Raw genomic sequence first — 17,703 nt, 5'->3', positions numbered from 1 at the left:
AAATACTCCTAATTTGGCGTGCTAATGTTGTTTAAAGTGTGTTGTGCGCTATCTATAATTTGTTGCCGATTAAATAATATATGTCGACGTTTCCCACCGAGTTGCCGCCATAATACCGCTGCACGTATACCTGCTAACAAGGTCGCCCGTACGCGATGCTGATTGTCTGGACGTTTTAATATTTCTGGATCACCGGCTACCTGAATTTTTCTGGATACAGGGCTAATGACATCGGTATAAATACTGGCTAGGTTACTCAACATTTGACTGTTAGTTATTTCTAAATGCAGCTGTTGCCTTTGTATATTAGAAATACGCTCACCTAAGACAGCCATGGTTTTTTTATTCGCGCTAAGTTTGCGTTCAATGGATAACAAATTGGCGATATAACGGGTGACTTCAACGTCTTTGTTGGTTGATTGATTACTAAGTTGGTCAAATAAAGTTTGATAACCTAAAGCAAGTTGCTTGATATCACCAAAGACTTGTTCGGTATTGTCTGAGTTAGTAATTGCGATACTATTTAACGATGTCTCTAATGCTTGTTTATCAAATTCATTACTACGAGCGATTTGTTTTACCAGCGCAGCCGCTTGACATAAACCGGCTAAAGCAATGTTACTTTCATAAAATCGATGATGATTAGGGTTGTTCATTAACGGATATAATTCTCAATTATGCCACCACCTAAACAAATCTCGTTTTGATAAAAAACGGCAGATTGGCCCGGAGTAACGGCTTTTTGTGGTTCATCGAATTTAACCAATAGACTGCCATCAGAGTTAGGCGTTATTTGGCAAGGAATGTCTTGTTGGCGATAACGGGTTTTGACTGAACACTTAATGCTTTGTTGTGGACCTTTACGATCCACCCAGTGTAACTGATTAGCGAGTAATCCAGTTGAATAGAGGCGAGGGTGGTTGGCGCCTTGGCCAACAATCAACACATTGCGTTGGATATCTTTATCCACAACGTACCATGGCTCTTCGCCATATTCTTTCATACCACCAATCAATAACCCTTTGCGCTGGCCCAAAGTGTGGTACATCAAACCTTCGTGTTTACCGATAACTTGACCTTCTGCTGTTTCAATTTCGCCTGGTTGTGCAGGTAAATATTGCGCTAAAAAGTCTTTAAATTTACGCTCACCAATAAAACAAATACCGGTGCTGTCTTTTTTATCGTGAGTGACTAAGTCTTGGGCAAGGGCTATTTCTCGCACCTTAGGTTTTTCTAAATGCCCAATAGGGAAAAGTGTTTGGGCAATATGCTGTTCACCTAAGGTATATAAAAAGTAACTTTGATCTTTGTTGCCGTCTAAACCACGCAACATTTGCCATTGACCCGATTGGTTAGAACGCTGCACATAGTGGCCTGTGGCAATGTAATCTGCGTCTAATTCTTCTGCAGCAAACTCAAGAAAGGCTTTAAATTTGATTTCTTTGTTGCACATAATATCGGGATTAGGAGTACGACCCGCTTTGTACTCTGCCAAGAAATACTCAAATACGTTATCCCAATACTCAGCCGCAAAGTTAATAGTATGCAGGGTGATCCCTAACTTATCCGATACGGCTTGGGCATCTTTTAAGTCTTCGGCAGCCGCACAATATTCATCATTGTCGTCTTCTTCCCAGTTCTTCATAAACAAACCTTCCACTTGGTAGCCTTGTTCTTTTAGAAGATACGCGGAGACTGAAGAATCGACACCACCCGACATGCCTACTACCACTTTTATTTGGCTGTTGTCTCGAGTGTCATCGCTGCTAGAAGAAGTTGTTGTCATAGAATTTGAATATAAGAATAAGAGGCTGAAAAATGGACGCGAAGTTTAGCAGTTAATTTGCGGAAAATCATCTGGTTAATCATGGAATTTGGGTATATGAAAGTAGCGGAATGTTTAGGGGAAGATGGTTATTTTAATGGTGATAAAAAGTGTCCTTGCACTAGCGCTTACCTTTTTCCTACTTTGCAAAGTAAGCTTGTTTGACTAACAGATTCACCATCAAACCCATTTATAAGAATTTTTTGTAGTTAATTATTGCGGTCCCCCAGTGAGTATTCGAATAAAAATTATTTATAAATCAAATTATTATGAATTTAGCTCTGGACCTGATGATTTTGTTGTCATAAGTAAATATCTACAGCAATCACTTAACGCCTCAAACGGACGGTATAAGATTTAAATGCCGTTGAAATCCCTAAAAGTGGCGTATGAGTGCAACATATTATTGAACGATTTTTATTAATAGGCTGGTAACTTTCTTTCCGCCAAATTAGCTTGTCTTTTATTGATTCGAATTGAAGTTGCGTCTATTCTACTGTGCTCTCAAAAACAGGTGTAATTATGCAATTTACAGTAAATTTATTGGTATTTTTTGTATGTATTAGCGCTTCTTTATGCGCTTTCGCCAGGGAGAGTATAGAGACTAATCTACTAGCAGTCGCCAATGACAATCGGCTACTTCAATATTTTGAAAACGGTGAGAGTAAAGGTCCTTCCATTGAAATCCTTCAAGCTATTTTAAAAGAAGCACAACTCGATGCCACAGTTGAGTTTATGCCCTGGGTACGTGCTTTTGCGACCGCAAGCAAAAATCCTAATACTTTGATTTTAAGTATGATAAAAACACCTGAACGGGAAGACGATTTTTATTGGCTAATAAAGGTCAGTAATTTAACAAGAGTATTTATTTCTTTAACAAGCAAGCCAGAAAATTATGTCGATAACTTGCAGCAAGCTAAGCAAAAATTGATCGCCATAGTGAAAGACTCTGCAGGATACAAGGAGCTCAGTTCAAATGGCTTCTCAGAGCAACAAAACCTGTATGTTGTCCCTGAGGGAGAACTAGCGGTGTCATTATTAGAAAATGGTCGAGTTGACTTAATATATGGCGATCCTGATAACATTAGAAATGTCTTAAATAAAAGAGGAAGATCAGACGTCGCTATTAGCTACAAAAAAATAGCACCAGAAAACCAACGTAGTAGCTATATCGCCATTAATAAAACAACAGACATTAAAATTGTGAATCGCTTACAACAAGCCGCTCGCAAATTTGAAAAAACCGAAGAGTACGCACAGCTCCTTATCAAATGATAGGATTTGAATAAGCATTTTCAATAACAATCCATAGCTATTTGGAGATCCTAAAAGTACGCTGGGAACTAGCCAATAAAATCCCACATACCAAAGTGAACTGCTAGGCCATTCAACTATCACATCGAATTTTTTGACTCCAATCCTAATTCAGGGTTCCTGTTAATGCGTATAACAGGCAAAAAAAAGCCTGATAAAAATCAGGCTTAAAAATGAGAACACACATAAAAACTATATATTCAGAGGGGCAATAACAAAATAAGTTCAATTTGTTGTGAATTATTTTTCAACGGGTGTTATCCAATTCAGGAAAATGTTTAAAGTCTAAAATAATAAATTTGATTGCCTACAGGGATGATTAGCTAGGTTTTTTCCATTCTGATGCGAGTAGGCCATAGTCGTATTGATCAGTCCATTCATCCCCTAGCAAATAGTGCTCTTTAAAAAAGGCTTCTCTTTTAAACCCCAGTTTCTCCATTACTCGATATGAACCCGTATTTCTAGGATCACATTTGGCTACCAGCTTAAAGAAGCCTAAGTCTGTAAATAATAAATCCACAAGTAGCGTTAAAGCTTCTGTACACACGCCTCGACCCGCTGCGGTTTGGCTAATGCGATAGCCAATCTCGGCTCTTTGGTTATGCCAATCTTCTACTCGAAATACTATTTCACCAATAGCAGTGTCACTACCAGTCAGACAAATCACAAAACCATTCCACTGTCCTTCTGTGAATCGCCATGATTTGCACAGTCCATCGACGATTCTTAGTGTCTCATCGTCATTCTCGGGCGGTCGAATATATCGGCAGTTTTCAGGATCTTGTCGATAGGATTTAATCGCCTCAAAATCCGACATCTTAGCAATGCGTAGATAAATATTACGGCCAGTTAATTGTTTAGGGAGCAGGTGAGAGTTTTCTTCTATATTCATAGTAATTTTCTTATGTTTTTTAGTTGCTAAAGAATATAAATATTTATACTCGTTGGCGAGACTTGAGTTGAGAAGAGTACTAATACGCAGCTAAAAGACACAGTAACTGTATCGGGTCGCTCTTGGGCTAATCTGTCAATTAATGAGTTTCATGCGGTGCTTTCTTTTAACTAGTTGATTTAACTTTAATTTTACTGGATTGTTAATATTGATGTCTCTATTAGCCAAACCACAATAGGTTTGCCGGATCCGCCACTATTATCCTGTATTTATAGTTTCAGAATAGTAAGCCATATAGAAATAAGAGTGATCCCCGTCTACTCAAAAAATAAGCCATTTTGCGGTTAAGGGGGTTGAAGTGAGCGGCTTTTTGGGCTGACTTTTTTAGCTGCCGAAAAAATTCAGTTGGACGACATGGCTTTCGTTTAAAAAAAAACTTCATAGATAAAAGTGTCTGCTAGATATGTTTTATTTAAAGCTGCCATCAGGGCAGCTTCAAGTTGTTATTCAAATAGATTTAATACCTATCATCAAAACCAAAAATAGGCTTTCGAGTCATCCACTTCCCGCGTGTAAAGTCTGGGAACTGCACAGGTTCACTACCATTAGCAATTGATTGTTCTGTAAGGCAGGTGACCGCCGCCCAAGATACGCAGTCATAAACGTCCATCGGCATCGGCTCATTGGCTTTAAGTGCTTCTACAAAGGCATGTATAACAAAGAAGTCCATGCCACCGTGGCCTGCGCCTTCGGTATCTGATTCATATTTTTTCCATAAAGGATGATCATATTTTTTCATGTACTCAGCATCCTTTTCCCATTCATGGGGAGGACTTTTACCTTCTATATAAATACCGTCATTAAGATCCATCCAAATACCATCGGTGCCTTGGACTCTGAAACCCAAAGAATAGGGTCTAGGTAGATTAGTATCGTGGGTGAGTACTATTGTTTCGCCTTTGGCACATTTAATAACAGTAGTGACTACGTCCCCAAGTAAAAAGTCTAATTCAGCATTAGGATGATCTTTACCGCCTTTAGGATGCTCAACTATATATTCATTCAGACCTTTAGCCTTGGAAGCGGTAGAGGTTAGGTAGACAAATCTATTGCCGCGATTATTATCAATATAATTGGCCACAGGACCTAAACCGTGGGTTGGGTAGAGATCTCCGTTTCTCTTCAATGAATGGTTTGTTCTCCAGCTCGCCTCGCTATAGGCCTTTTCTCCAAATTCAACACCCCCACCATATAACTGTTTTCCATTGTTGAATTTCACTTCTCTAAGATCATGTTGATAGCCCCCTTGCATGTGAATAATTTCACCAAAGAGGTTTTGTCTAACCATATTCAAAACCGCCATAATATCCCGTCGATAAGCTACATTCTCAAGGATCATAAAGGGAGTGCCGGTTTTTTCATAGGCATCAACTAAGGCCCAACACTCCTGAATATCGAATGCCCCTGCGACTTCAAGGCCAACCGCTTTTTTGGCTTCCATAGCATCTATTGCCATAGGGGTATGCCAGACCCAAGGCGTAGAAATAATGACGGCATCTACATCGTTTGATGCCAGTAACCTTTGATAATCATGAGGGCCGTTGTTATAACTTGTAGGTTTTGGCATTCCGGCGTCTTGCACCATCTGTGAGGCATTATCTACACGTTCTTTATCAATGTCGCAAACCGCAGTTACTATTATATCTTTTCGTTTCAAAGTCAGAGCAAGTTGCCCTGTTCCTCGGGCACCTATGCCTATAAATCCTATTCTGATTTTATCAGGGCTCTTTCCCATTGCGAATGTCATTGCCGGCGACGCAGCAGCGAGCGCTGCACCTGCAAGTGTTTTAACCATAAAATCTCTTCTTTGCATTATTCTTTCCTATCGAGATATTAAAATGAATTAAGATTAGTCGTTTTATAGGCCATATTAATGGTTTGTGAATAAGTTTCAATCAAAACATAATGAAGCGGTAGTGATTTGTGGTAAATTCCTAAAGTTCGCCGTGTATATAATAAAAAGTGTGTTCTAGCATAATAAAATGCGATGTACGTCATGAGTGATGTGGTCTGACATTTATAACGTATCCCATATTTTTGCACACTATGTGAGAGAACATTTAAACGGCAGAAAGTGAATTAAATCTAATGAACTAAAATTTGTGTGGATTTATATTTAATATCTCATAGTTGTCTTTTAAATTTCATTTTGTTGTTTTGCTTTCATTTTAGGTTGATTGTGTCGAGTTTGATAGATACACTGCTTGATAATTAAATTGTTATCGGCGGTTTCATGGTATTGAAAATAGCATCTAAAATGATCAGGGAAATTCAAAATAGACCTTGGTTAATTTTATTGGCTCTTTTAGGTTTATTAGGTTGCGGAGCGAGTAATTCTGAACACCGAAGTGAAAATACATCACTAAACTCAGTCATCAAATACGATGTATCTAAGGTTGATATAGTGAATCCAGGAAGAGGTTTTTATTACCCTTATGCAACTAAATCGAGTGATTTTGAGCCCTTAAAACTAGATGAAGCCTTAACACTTCGTAATAATTTCACTACGCCAACAGATGGTAATTATGAAATTAAACATACTATTTTACTACGCCAATATATTTTAGATTCCTTTGTCACTGACGAGACCTTATCGCCAGAGTTTCTGCAGCAGCTGCAAGGCGATTTTGATATTGCTAGACAGGCAGGTGTTAAAATTATCGTACGGTTTTCCTATAACAACGTACCTCCTACAGGCGATTGTGGTGCGTGGATATGTCCTCCCTATGGTGATGCGAGTAAAAAAATTGTGTTGGCTCATATCCAACAAGTGTCAAAAGTATTGAGTCATAATCATGACGTTTTATTGACTTGGCAGGCTGGGTTTATTGGCACTTGGGGGGAAATGATGTTTACCGATCATTTTGGTGACTTTGATGCCCAGGGTACAATTTATGACGAAAACTGGCAGGACCGAATCGAAGTGGTTAAAGCGATTTTGGATTCTGTACCCAAAGACATTACTGTTCAGGTTCGTAAACCGCAATTAATTCAAAAATTTGTTCACGGCGTAGACGCAGCTATTACGTCTGCAGCGCTTTCTGAGAAAGATGCTTTTGATGGCAGCGATGCGTCCAGACTAGGCCTTTATAATGATTGTTTTTTAGCAACTGAAGATGACTGGGGAACCTATGCTGATTATGGCACTTCCTCGAATGCGCCAGTTAACAATGAAAAAGTTGTGCAGACACTAAAAGAGCACCAAGCCCAGAACAGTTTGTACACGCTTGTTGGTGGTGAGACTTGCCATGATGATGATTATTCACCCCAAAATGATTGTAGTGGTGGTGTGGAGGACACAATTGACCGTTTCAATTTTACTTATCTAAATTCTGCCTATAACAATAAAGTCAATAATGATTGGCAAGATGAAAGTTGTATGGCAGATATTAAGCTTCGTCTAGGTTACCGTTTAAGTATGCTGGAGGCGCGCTTACCAGAGTCTGCAATTATAGGTCAATCTGTTCCATTTTATTTAGCAATTCAAAATTTGGGCTTTACCTCACCGATGTTTCCAATGGAGTTACGAGTCGTATTTACCCATAAAATAAGCGGTGAAACATTCTATATTGCTTTAGATCATGCACGGTACGATGTTAGGCAATGGCGTCCTGAACAACAAATAAGGATTGAGGAAAATTTACTATTACCCAATAAAGTAGCCACTGGCGAGTACAGTATGTCATTGCATATCGCGGATATTAGCAATAATGGGATTATTGCTAATCGCCCCGAGTACAGTATTCAATTTGCCAATAAAAACACATGGAATGAAGTAGAAGGTTATAACTCGCTACTGCATAACATTAACTTGACTGAGTAATTTTTGTTCAGGGTATATAGGAATTATTTTTGTTGTGGGTACTGCGTGTAAAGTGCCTGTGATAAAAGATATTAATCAGTTTACTATTTCATTTAAATTTTAATAAAAACAATAAATTGGATGCCGCTATGAGTACTGCAAATAAACCTTCTTCCACTTTAATGCCTATGTTGATTATAGGTTCACTGTTCTTCATGTTTGGTTTTGTCACTTGGCTCAACGGCTCATTGATCCCGTTCTTGCAAATTGCCTGTGAACTAGATCATATCGAAGCCTATTTGGTGACTATGGCTTTTTATATATCCTACACAGTTATGGCCTTACCCATGTCTTATATCCTGCGCAAAACAGGCTTTAAGGAGGGGATGGTGCTGGGATTATTTGTGATGGTGGCCGGCGCATTAACCTTTATTCCTGCCGCTTATACTAGAGAATATGGCGTATTTTTGCTGGCATTGTTTATGTTGGGTGCGGGGTTAACTATTCTGCAAACGGCTTCGAATCCTTATATTGTGCTGCTTGGCCCGCGCGAATCGGCTGCTGTGCGTATTAGTATCATGGGGATTCTAAATAAAGGGGCGGGGGTTATTGCTCCTCTGGTGTTTACTGCATTTATATTAACCGACATGTCACAATTTACCGAAGTTCGATTAGCCTCATTAAATGTAGAACAAAAAGCAATTGAATTAGCTGAGCTCTCTTCACGACTGGTTACCCCTTATTTGATGATGGCCTTTATGTTGTTGTTGCTTGGCATTTTTATCAAATTGGTGCCTCTTCCTAGCGTTAATTCTGATGATGAGACTTCCGCCACTGAAGATGACAGTAGTAGCAATATTTTACAGAAACCTCAGGTGATACTTGGGGCTATCGCACTGTTTTTCTATGTGGGAGCTGAAGTGGTAGCGGGTGATACCATTGGTTTGTTTAGTAAGGAATTAGGTGTGAGCAATTTTGGACAGATGACCTCTTATACTATGGGATTTATGGTGCTGGGGTATATTTTGGGATTGTTGGTTATTCCTCGATGGCTTAGTCAGGGGAAGGCCTTGGCCATTTCTGCCATTTTGGGAGTGTTATTGACGGTATTGCTACTGAATGCCAGTGCCGATTCAAATGGAATATGGGACATGATATTTGCATGGACGGGATTACCGGCTATTCCAAATGCAGTTCTGTATGTAGCGCTATTTGGTTTAGCGAATGCTTTGGTTTGGCCAGCCATTTGGCCGTTAGCCCTGAGTGGCTTGAATCAAAAAGACACCAGTACCGCTTCTGCTTTGCTAATAATGGGAATTTCTGGTGGGGCATTGTTGCCTCTGCTTTATGGCGTTTTGGTTGAGGCTTCTGGTAATGCTCAGAGTGCTTATTGGATAATGATCCCTTGTTATGTATTTATCGTTTTTTACGCTGTTAAAGGTCATAAATTGAGGCAGTGGAGCCGTGGTTAGTCAAACTTTAAAGTCTGAAAAAATGCATTATGGCCTTGATATTGGCGGCACAAAAATTGAACTGGCCATATTTAATTCGCAACTAGAACGAGTCGCGTCGTGGCGTTTGCCGACCCCTCAAGATGACTATCAAGCGTTGTTGTCTACTATTGCTCAAATGGTTGTTGAGGCTGATAAAAAGTCTAATATAAAAGGAACGGTAGGCATTGGTTTTCCAGGGTATTTGGATAATCAAGGACGTTCTGTTTCAGCTAATATTGCCAGTGTTAACGGTCAATTTATTGTTAAGGATACATGTGCAAAGTTAGGTCGAGCCGTAGCGTTTGAAAATGATGTTAAGGCATTTGCATTATCTGAGGCTCGTGGCGGTGCGGCCCAAAGTAAAGATAATGCATTGGGCGTGGTGGTAGGGACTGGTTTTGCTGGTGGTTTGTGTATAGAAGGGCAACTTTATAAGAGCAAACAAAATGTGTCTTGTGAATTTGGTCATGTTTCTCTGCCCGCGATATTGCAACAACGTTACCAGTTTCCGTTGCGTCAATGTGGTTGTGGCTTAGTCGGTTGTGTTGAGGAATATCTAGCTGGCCCTGGCTTGTTATGGATGTGTTCACATTTTAATACTAATTACACTTCAGTACCTATGTTGGTAAAGGCTTTGAGAGATAATGAAGCAAAAGCCATTGAGGTGATGGACATTTATATCGATTGTTTAGGATGTTACTTCGCCCAGCTAACCCTTATGTATGATCCCGATATCATTGTATTAGGGGGAGGCTTGTCTAATATTGCCGAGATTTATTCTCGTCTTCCTCAAGTTATGCAAAAGTATTTTTTTAATGGCGTAATTGCTCCTCCTGTTGTGGCTGCCATGTTTGGTGATTCAAGTGGTGTACGCGGAGCCGCGATCCTTGGGCGAGATAATGCCGATAACGCAGCCGTGCAAAATTAACTAACAATCTGGATTATAAACATAAATGATTAAATCAATTGTCAATGGCCATGTCTTTAATGGTGAAACGCTACTCAAAAATCATGCTGTGATTATAGATGGCGATAAAGTGGTGCAGGTATTGCCACAAGAGCAATTGCCAGCAGATATTGAGGTTGATTTCGACCTGAAAGGCAATTATTTAGTACCTGGTTTTATTGACTTACAAGTTAATGGCGGTGGTGGCGTGATGTTTAATAATGAGCTTAGCGTTGAAGGATTGCGCACCATAGCTAAAGCACATCGACAGTACGGCACCACTGGCCTTTTACCCACCTTGATTACCGACAGTTATGACGTTATGCGACAAGCAATTGCGGCCATTACTCAGGCAATACAAGAAGGCGTGCCTGGGATCTTAGGGGTGCATCTAGAAGGGCCTTTTCTAAACCCTGAGCGTAAAGGTGCTCATGCGGCAGAAAAGTTTTGTGTTATTGACGAACAAGGTTTTGACATTATTACCTCTTTAAAATTAGGTAAAACATTGATAACCATCGCACCAGAATTGACTACCGGCCCAATGATTAAACGCATTTGTGACCAAGGAGTCGTGGTTTCGGCTGGGCATACAGGCGCTGATTACGAACAAACCTGTGAAGCGTTAGAAGCTGGTGTAACTGGCTTTACGCACTTATACAATGCTATGACACCGCTGCAAAGTCGTGCACCAGGTATGGTTGGTGCAGCGCTAAATGACGAACATAGTTGGTTTGGTATTATTGCCGATGGATTCCATATGCATCCAGCTGCATTTCGCGTAGCAGTGGCAGCAAAACAACAAGGTGGAGCTATTTTAGTCACCGATGCGATGTCTACAGTGGGGGCATCAGAGAAGTCATTTATGCTTGATGGCGAAACTATCCACGCTATTGATGGGCGATGTACAAATGCCGCAGGCTCATTAGCGGGTTCTGATTTAGATATGAACACGGCGATTAAAAATGCCATGAAGTTTGCCCGCGTTGATTGGATGGAGGCTGTTCGAATGGCTACAGTATATCCTGCTCAAGCAATCGGAGTTGAGGATCAATTAGGTTTCATTAAGCCAGGCTTTCAGGCGAGTTTTGTGTCGTTGGATGCCAACCAGAATGTAACTGGGACTTGGATTGCCGGCGAAAAATAATTTTAGACGTTGTAGGTAAATTACCTCTTTAACGGTTTCGGCCACAGCGGAGTTTAATGAGTTGATGGACTTTTGTGCTTGGTTACTGGGGCGTTTTTGTCTTACTTATTAGTGCAAAACGCACATGAGCGTAAAACACGCAGGGTAAAGGAAAAAACGCAAAAATCAGCGAATATAAGCCATAACTATCTACATCAAGCTTATCAAGGTAAAAGGTCAAGGCTATCAATCACTCAATGATACCTGTCGCATACATATTGTTGTCCGTTAAGTTGGCATATGCAGTGATATCCGAAATTTTTTCTCTGTGATTTATAAATTGTTGACCTTTGTTACTTCTAAAAAAGCGACCCAATACAATTAATGGAATAAGCAGATTTAGTCGTATCTCATTGTCTGTTAATAGTGATCTTGGTACATGGAAAATTTTAGGTACTGGCTGGTCATTCGATTTTTGTTACAAAAAGCCTTTTAAAAAGTTAAAAAGGAGTTGGCTTTTGCGCATTCCTCACTTATTTTATGCACCTGATTTATTGCCTCTTACTACGCATAGTATTGCTTTTTAATGTTTGGAGCCTTTTTGAAAATTTTCATGTCCTTTTTAGTGCTGTTTTCCTCCTTTGGAATGTGTAATGACTCCGACCTTCAAAAAGAAATTATTGGCAGTTGGATTACCGGAGATCAAGACCAATATTTTGGCGCTGAGTGGTTTATAACCGAATATAAAAAAGATGGCACGGCAATTCATCGTCAGTTTAAAGACGCGTCATGTGAGACCACTTCGATTATTATTAATGGGATCTGGAATATTCAAAATGGCCAATTGACCAATATTGTTCTGGGCAGTTCAGGTGATTTTGAAATACCCTCAGGAATAATGTTAGTAGACCAAATTATCAAGTTGGCTAACGGAGAAATGATTATCTCCACAGATTCAAATCGAACGGCGTATCGGATGAGAAGTGATAAGTGTTTATAAGTCGTTTTTTCTTAAAGGCGTTGCTATCCAGTAAACTTTAGAATCGCTCTTAAAGTGCAAACAAGGTTTGTTAACCGAATGAGCTGCATTCTAATAGTTGTCATTTAAACCAGTCCCCACTTGTTATCAAGTATGCTTCAGTTGCTAAGACAAATGTCATTAAACAAGACTTCAACTTCACTTTCCTCGGTATGACGTATTTCGAAGTTAATTTGTTTTTCAGTCAATTAGGTTTTTGTAATCGATTGCTAGCAAAGTTATCTTTTAGTTATTTTCCTTCCTAGTTGAAAACTTAATGATTTTAAATATTGTCATAAAATACAATGGCTTATGTTTAATTTGTTTCTATTTTGTAAATGAGAGGAAAAGACTAAAATTGTATTTTTGTGATTTTAGTGAAACTTACTATAGTTATTTAAAATTTTCGTTTCTCAGCTAAAAAATACTTTATAAATAAGGCATTTAGTAAACTGAAATCGATTTACATGTTACTCTTTGATGTTGATTTTATTTAGGAGGTTTTTTTGTGGCAATTTTAGGAATAAAAGACATTGCAGCTTTAGCAAATGTCTCTCCAGCAACAGTCTCAAGAGTGTTTAGTGCGCCAGATATGGTGTCTAAAAAAACCTTAAATAAAGTTAAAAAAGTTATCGATGAAGTAGGGTATCGACCCAATCGTATGGGTGCCAGTTTACGTACTCGAAAAAGTGGTAATATTGTTGCGATTATTCCCGATATTACTAATCCTGTTAATGCAGGGATCATTAGAGCGATTGAGCAAGGAGCACAAAGTGCTGGTTACTCGGTTTTATTAGGTGATACTCAAGGGTTAGAAGAAAGAGAGCAGCACTACGCCGACTTAGTGAGCCATGGCCAAGCTGACGGTATTTTGTTGTTTTGTTCGCGTATTCCTTTTAAAACAGATCCCAATGTGCCGTTGATGGAACAACTGCCTCCAATGGTTAATGGCAATGAGCGAATTGATTCAGACCAAGTAGTACAGGTTGCAGTTGATAACGTGGCAGCAGCAAAAGCCGCGATTAATTATCTGATTTCTCTTGGTCATAAGCGGATTGCGGCGATAACCGGCCCTGATGATATTGCGAGTTCCAATGAACGACTAGAGGGTTATCAGTTAGCGCTTAAAGAAGCCGGAATTGAACTAGATAGTGCATTGCAATTAGAAGGTGATTACGTCGTACAATCAGGTATGGATTGCGCTAGCCAGTTATTGTTATTGCCACAACGACCTACTGCTATCTTCTGTTTTAATGACGATATGGCTATAGGTGTGATGAAATTTTTACAGAAGCAAGGGTTTGTTGTACCTGATGATATTTCAGTGATGGGCTTTGATGATATTAATTATGCAAAGTTTGTGACACCGTCCTTGACTACTGTTCATCAGCCTTTGCAAGAGATTGGTAGTACCTGTATCGAACTGTTATTGAAGCAATTAAAAGGGCAGGTGGTAGAGCCTGGAAGACGATATTTACCCTTTGAATTAAAACTAAGAGACAGTACAGGGAAAGCACCGAACTAATTTTTAGCGACGGGTCCAATCAACATGAGCAACGAATACCTAATATAGACGTTGCTCATTGAATACTGCTTTAGTGCTGCTTCTGCATCTCTTTTTTGAAAAAAGCGCCTTGTTGAGTGGGGGTAAAGTCCCAGTCGCTGATCATAGTGGGCGACCAATCTGGATCAAATACCCAAGCAACCCAAGAGATACTTCTATCTTGCATAAACTCAATAATATGTGGACCGTAGGAACCGTCATTGATAACAGGTATATGAGCACCTTTACCATCGGCTTTTACCCATCCTATCTCAGTTGCTATTATTGGGTAGTCTTTGGCAGCAAAGCCCCATACTTCATCCCATAAAACAAAGAAGTTTTCTTTGGACTTGAGCTTAGGTTTCGCTTTTTGTGGATAAGGATGTGCGGTATAGGCTATACCTTGACGGTTCACAGGGTTTTGCTGAATAGGGCGCAAATCATATGCCCAGTTAAATCCAGCGACCAAAGGAATGACCTGATTATCATGAGCATAAATAATATCTATTAACTCTTCATTGAAGGCTTTCCATTCAAGCCAATTGGCTTTTCCGGCACGACCACCTTGATCTGTGGGCTCATTAAATAATTCATATACTGCCACTGTTGAAACGCCAGCATATCGAAACGCAACGTCTTTCCAGAAGGTGCGCGTTTCTTTCATTGTGGTGTCATACATGGAATGTTGAAATAACTCCGCTGGCAAATAACCAATAGAGTGCCAATCAATGATGATATACATCTGTTGTGCGTTGGCCCAAATGATGGCTTGATCAAGTAACTTAAAGTAGTTGTCTCTGCCATGGCCTTGCCAAGACACAGGGTGAATAGGTAAGCGAACAATGTTCGCTCCCCAAGCTTTGACTTCTTTAAATAATTTTTCAGACCATTGACCTTCTCGCACCAATTTATCTGGGTCGGCGATGTTTACGCCTCTAAAAATTATCTGTTTGCCCGCCTCATCAACTAACTTGTTGCCTTGCACTGATACAAAGTCCAATTTATGTCTTAACTGGCTACTGTCGAATTGAGTCGGATAAGGATTATCCCACCAACTATTAGCGTTTTTTGATCCTGAAACTGCGGCTATATTTTGAAAGCTAATAGCTAAGGACAATATAAAGGCGCTAAACAAAAATGTTTTCATGATTAATTCTCGCTAATAATAGTGGCTATAACAGTGTGCTGGCTAGGGTAAACTGCAGGATCTACTGTATCTCCAGCAATTATTTGCCCATCAACTTCAAGTTGAATTTTGCCCTTACTTAATCCTAATGGATTACGTAATTCGATTTTATAAGTGGCCCCGCGGAATGTCCGGCTCATAGTCACTTTGTCCCAACTGGGCAAAATACAAGGATCGATACGTAAACCAGTGTATTCAGGACGAATACCCAATATATACTGGGTTGCTGCGTAATAATTCCATGCTGCTGTACCTGTTAACCATGAGTTTTTCGCTTCTCCAGGATTGGCTGAATCAGCGCCCGCAATCATTTGACTATAAACGTAAGGTTCTGTTTTATGAAGTTGCTGTACGTCTTGCAGAAACGCGGGGGTAATTTTGCTGTAATACTCATAAGCTTTTTCACCTCTGCCCAACATGGCTTCTGATATAGTGATCCATGGGTTGTTATGGCAAAAAATGCCGGCGTTTTCTTTATACCCTGGTGGGTAGGACGTAATTTCACCTAAATATTTGTTGTAACCTGTAAATGCCGGTTGATTCAGCATAATGCCGTAATCCGTTGATAAGTGTTTTTCAACTGAATGCATAGCTTGTAACGCTTTACCATCATCAAAGCCAATGCCAGCCATGGCACAAAAACCTTGAGATTCAATAAAAATTTTACCTTCAGCGTTGTCATTACTGCCTACTTTGTCGCCATTGGAGTCATATGCGCGTAAAAACCATTCACCGTCCCAGGCATGTTGTTTGATGGTTTGGCGCATTTTATCGACTTCTGCTAAACAACTTTTTGCCAGCTCCTCTTTACCAATGCGAACACATAAATCCACAAATTCTTGCCCGTACAAAACGAACTGTCCCGCAATCATTACTGATTCTGCTACCTTAGAATCACCGCGCTGGGTCGTTTGATAAGACTCATTAGGATTTTCTGAGAAGCAGTTTAAGTTAAGACAGTCATTCCAGTCTGCACGGCCAATTAAAGGCAATCCATGTGGTCCAAGATTATTGACCACATGATTAAATGCGCGCTCTAGATGATTAAAATGGCTGGCAGTGTTGTTCATATCACTGTCAAATGGCACCACTTCATCTAAGATACTGAAGTCACCGGTTTCTTTAATGTAGTTGGCTGTGGATAACACCATCCACATAGGATCGTCATTAAAATTACCACCAATATCGGCATTACCTTTTTTCGTTAAAGGTTGATATTGATGATAGGCAGAGCCATCTGTTTTTTGCGTGGCAGATAAATCTAAAATTCGTTCTTTGACTTTTTCAGGCACCATATGGGCAAAACCAATAGTGTCTTGATTCGAGTCTCTGAATCCCATGCCACGGCCAATGCCTGATTCATAAAAGGAAGCACTACGTGACAAATTAAAAGTCACCATATTTTGATATTGGTTCCAAATATTAACCGCTCTGTTGAATTTATCGTCAGGGGTTTCAACTTGAAACTTACCCAGTAAATTATGCCAATAATCATTGAGTTTTTTTAGTTCTGAAGCGACTTTCTCATCATTGTCAAAGCGCTCTCTTAACGTTTTGGCGGGAGCTTTATTAATCACATTAGGAGCTGCCCATTTTTGCTCTGGGTCAACTTCGCAATAGCCGAGGGTAAACACCAATGACTGGCTTTCTCCTGCTGCTAATTGTATTTTCAGGTGATGGGATGCAATTGGCGACCAGCCTCGTGCGATTGAGTTACTCGCTTCGCCTTTCTCTACGGCTAAAGGTCGATCAAACCCTCTGTAGGGACCAAGGAAGCTTTCTCTATTGGTGTCGAATCCATCAATTTCACGATTGACTGAATAGAAAGCATAATGATTGCGACGTTCCCGATATTCAGTTTTGTGATAAATAGTGCTGTCTTCAACTTCTACCTCACCTGTAGACAAGTTGCGTTGAAAATTGGCACCGTCATCTTCTGCATTCCATAGGCACCATTCGATGAATGAGAAAACATCAACTGTCTGTGCAGTATGACTATTATTAGTGACCACCAAACGATGCACTTCTGCTTTAGTCTCTAGGGGAATAAAGCTAGTGACTTCTGTTGCAATGTTATTTTTGCTGGCATTAAAGCGGCTGTAACCCATACCGTGACGACAGCTATATTCGTCAAGCTCAGTGTTCACAGGGCGGCCTGTGGCAGACCAGTATTCACCGTTGCAGCCAATGTAGAAATATCTTCCACCACTGTCTAAAGGCACGCTGTTATAGCGATAACGGGTTAAGCGCCGAAATTTTGGATCACGATCAAAGCAGTATCCGCCAGCAGTATTGGAAATCAATCCATAAAACCCATCATTACCTAAATAATTAATCCATGGAGTTGGGGTGTAGGGGGTGGTTATCACATACTCATAATTTAGATCATCAAAATAACCAAATTTTTCATTGTTAGTAATAGTGTGTTTAGACATGGTTACTCATCTCTTTAGGTAATGGTTGGAAAAAAATATTAAAAACATAGGCTCGTCCTTGAATAA

13 protein-coding genes are annotated in these 17,703 nt (G+C 39.9%); 7 read left to right on the top strand and 6 right to left on the bottom strand.

What is annotated here, in order from left to right; all coding sequences use genetic code 11:
- Positions 1-8: 8 nt before the first annotated feature.
- Positions 9-656: a high frequency lysogenization protein HflD gene (gene hflD, locus AAC000_RS10205; RefSeq protein ID WP_339722390.1), complete on the bottom strand. Its 648-nt coding sequence runs from the start codon at positions 654-656 to the stop codon at positions 9-11.
- Entirely contained in the window at positions 656-1,786 is a 1,131-nt protein-coding gene (mnmA, locus tag AAC000_RS10200) for a tRNA 2-thiouridine(34) synthase MnmA (protein ID WP_339722389.1), read from the bottom strand. Before mnmA ends, hflD begins: the two co-directional genes overlap by 1 nt.
- Before the next feature lie 561 nt (positions 1,787-2,347).
- On the opposite strand from mnmA, the gene AAC000_RS10195 reads away from it, so the two are divergent.
- Positions 2,348-3,100: a transporter substrate-binding domain-containing protein gene (locus tag AAC000_RS10195; protein WP_339722387.1), complete on the top strand. Its 753-nt coding sequence runs from the start codon at positions 2,348-2,350 to the stop codon at positions 3,098-3,100.
- Between the two features lie 358 nt (positions 3,101-3,458).
- On the opposite strand, the gene AAC000_RS10190 is transcribed toward AAC000_RS10195, so the two are convergent.
- Together AAC000_RS10190 and AAC000_RS10185 are read right to left on the bottom strand one after the other, a co-directional pair.
- Positions 3,459-4,031 (bottom strand): GNAT family protein, encoded by a 573-nt coding sequence (locus AAC000_RS10190; protein ID WP_339722386.1) that lies wholly within the window; start codon positions 4,029-4,031, stop codon positions 3,459-3,461.
- A gap of 517 nt (positions 4,032-4,548) precedes the next feature.
- A complete protein-coding gene (locus AAC000_RS10185; RefSeq protein WP_339722385.1) occupies positions 4,549-5,904 on the bottom strand; it encodes a Gfo/Idh/MocA family oxidoreductase in 1,356 nt (451 codons plus the stop codon).
- Between the two features lie 420 nt (positions 5,905-6,324).
- On the opposite strand from AAC000_RS10185, the gene AAC000_RS10180 reads away from it, so the two are divergent.
- The 6 genes from AAC000_RS10180 to AAC000_RS10155 all read left to right on the top strand — a co-directional run bounded on the left by AAC000_RS10180 (position 6,325) and on the right by AAC000_RS10155 (position 13,998).
- On the top strand, positions 6,325-7,914 hold the full coding sequence (locus AAC000_RS10180; protein WP_339722383.1) for a DUF4832 domain-containing protein: 1,590 nt from the start codon (positions 6,325-6,327) through the stop codon (positions 7,912-7,914).
- A 128-nt stretch (positions 7,915-8,042) separates the two neighbouring features.
- Positions 8,043-9,365 (top strand): sugar MFS transporter, encoded by a 1,323-nt coding sequence (locus AAC000_RS10175; protein WP_339722382.1) that lies wholly within the window; start codon positions 8,043-8,045, stop codon positions 9,363-9,365.
- Positions 9,358-10,314, top strand: coding sequence for an ROK family protein (locus AAC000_RS10170; protein ID WP_339722380.1), 957 nt, complete (start codon positions 9,358-9,360; stop codon positions 10,312-10,314). The genes AAC000_RS10175 and AAC000_RS10170 overlap by 8 nt, the downstream gene beginning before the upstream one ends.
- Positions 10,315-10,339: 25 nt before the next feature.
- Positions 10,340-11,476: an N-acetylglucosamine-6-phosphate deacetylase gene (nagA, locus tag AAC000_RS10165; RefSeq protein ID WP_339722378.1), complete on the top strand. Its 1,137-nt coding sequence runs from the start codon at positions 10,340-10,342 to the stop codon at positions 11,474-11,476.
- A 580-nt stretch (positions 11,477-12,056) separates the two neighbouring features.
- The gene (locus tag AAC000_RS10160) at positions 12,057-12,455 is read left to right on the top strand and encodes a hypothetical protein (protein WP_339722376.1); all 399 of its coding nucleotides are present in this window, start codon (positions 12,057-12,059) and stop codon (positions 12,453-12,455) included.
- 526 nt (positions 12,456-12,981) lie between these two features.
- Entirely contained in the window at positions 12,982-13,998 is a 1,017-nt protein-coding gene (locus AAC000_RS10155) for a LacI family DNA-binding transcriptional regulator (RefSeq protein WP_339722374.1), read from the top strand.
- A gap of 70 nt (positions 13,999-14,068) precedes the next feature.
- On the opposite strand, the gene AAC000_RS10150 is transcribed toward AAC000_RS10155, so the two are convergent.
- Both AAC000_RS10150 and AAC000_RS10145 read right to left on the bottom strand, forming a co-directional pair.
- The gene (locus AAC000_RS10150; RefSeq protein ID WP_339722372.1) at positions 14,069-15,163 is read right to left on the bottom strand and encodes a cellulase family glycosylhydrolase; all 1,095 of its coding nucleotides are present in this window, start codon (positions 15,161-15,163) and stop codon (positions 14,069-14,071) included.
- A gap of 2 nt (positions 15,164-15,165) precedes the next feature.
- Positions 15,166-17,637, bottom strand: a complete 2,472-nt coding sequence (locus tag AAC000_RS10145; RefSeq protein ID WP_339722370.1) for a glycosyl transferase — start codon at positions 17,635-17,637, stop codon at positions 15,166-15,168.
- Positions 17,638-17,703 lie beyond the last annotated feature (66 nt).

The organism is uncultured Paraglaciecola sp. (assembly GCF_963977085.1).
Lineage (GTDB): Bacteria > Pseudomonadota > Gammaproteobacteria > Enterobacterales > Alteromonadaceae > Paraglaciecola.
The sequence above is the reverse complement of the archived record's forward strand: the minus strand, read 5'-3'. Positions and strand labels throughout refer to the sequence as shown.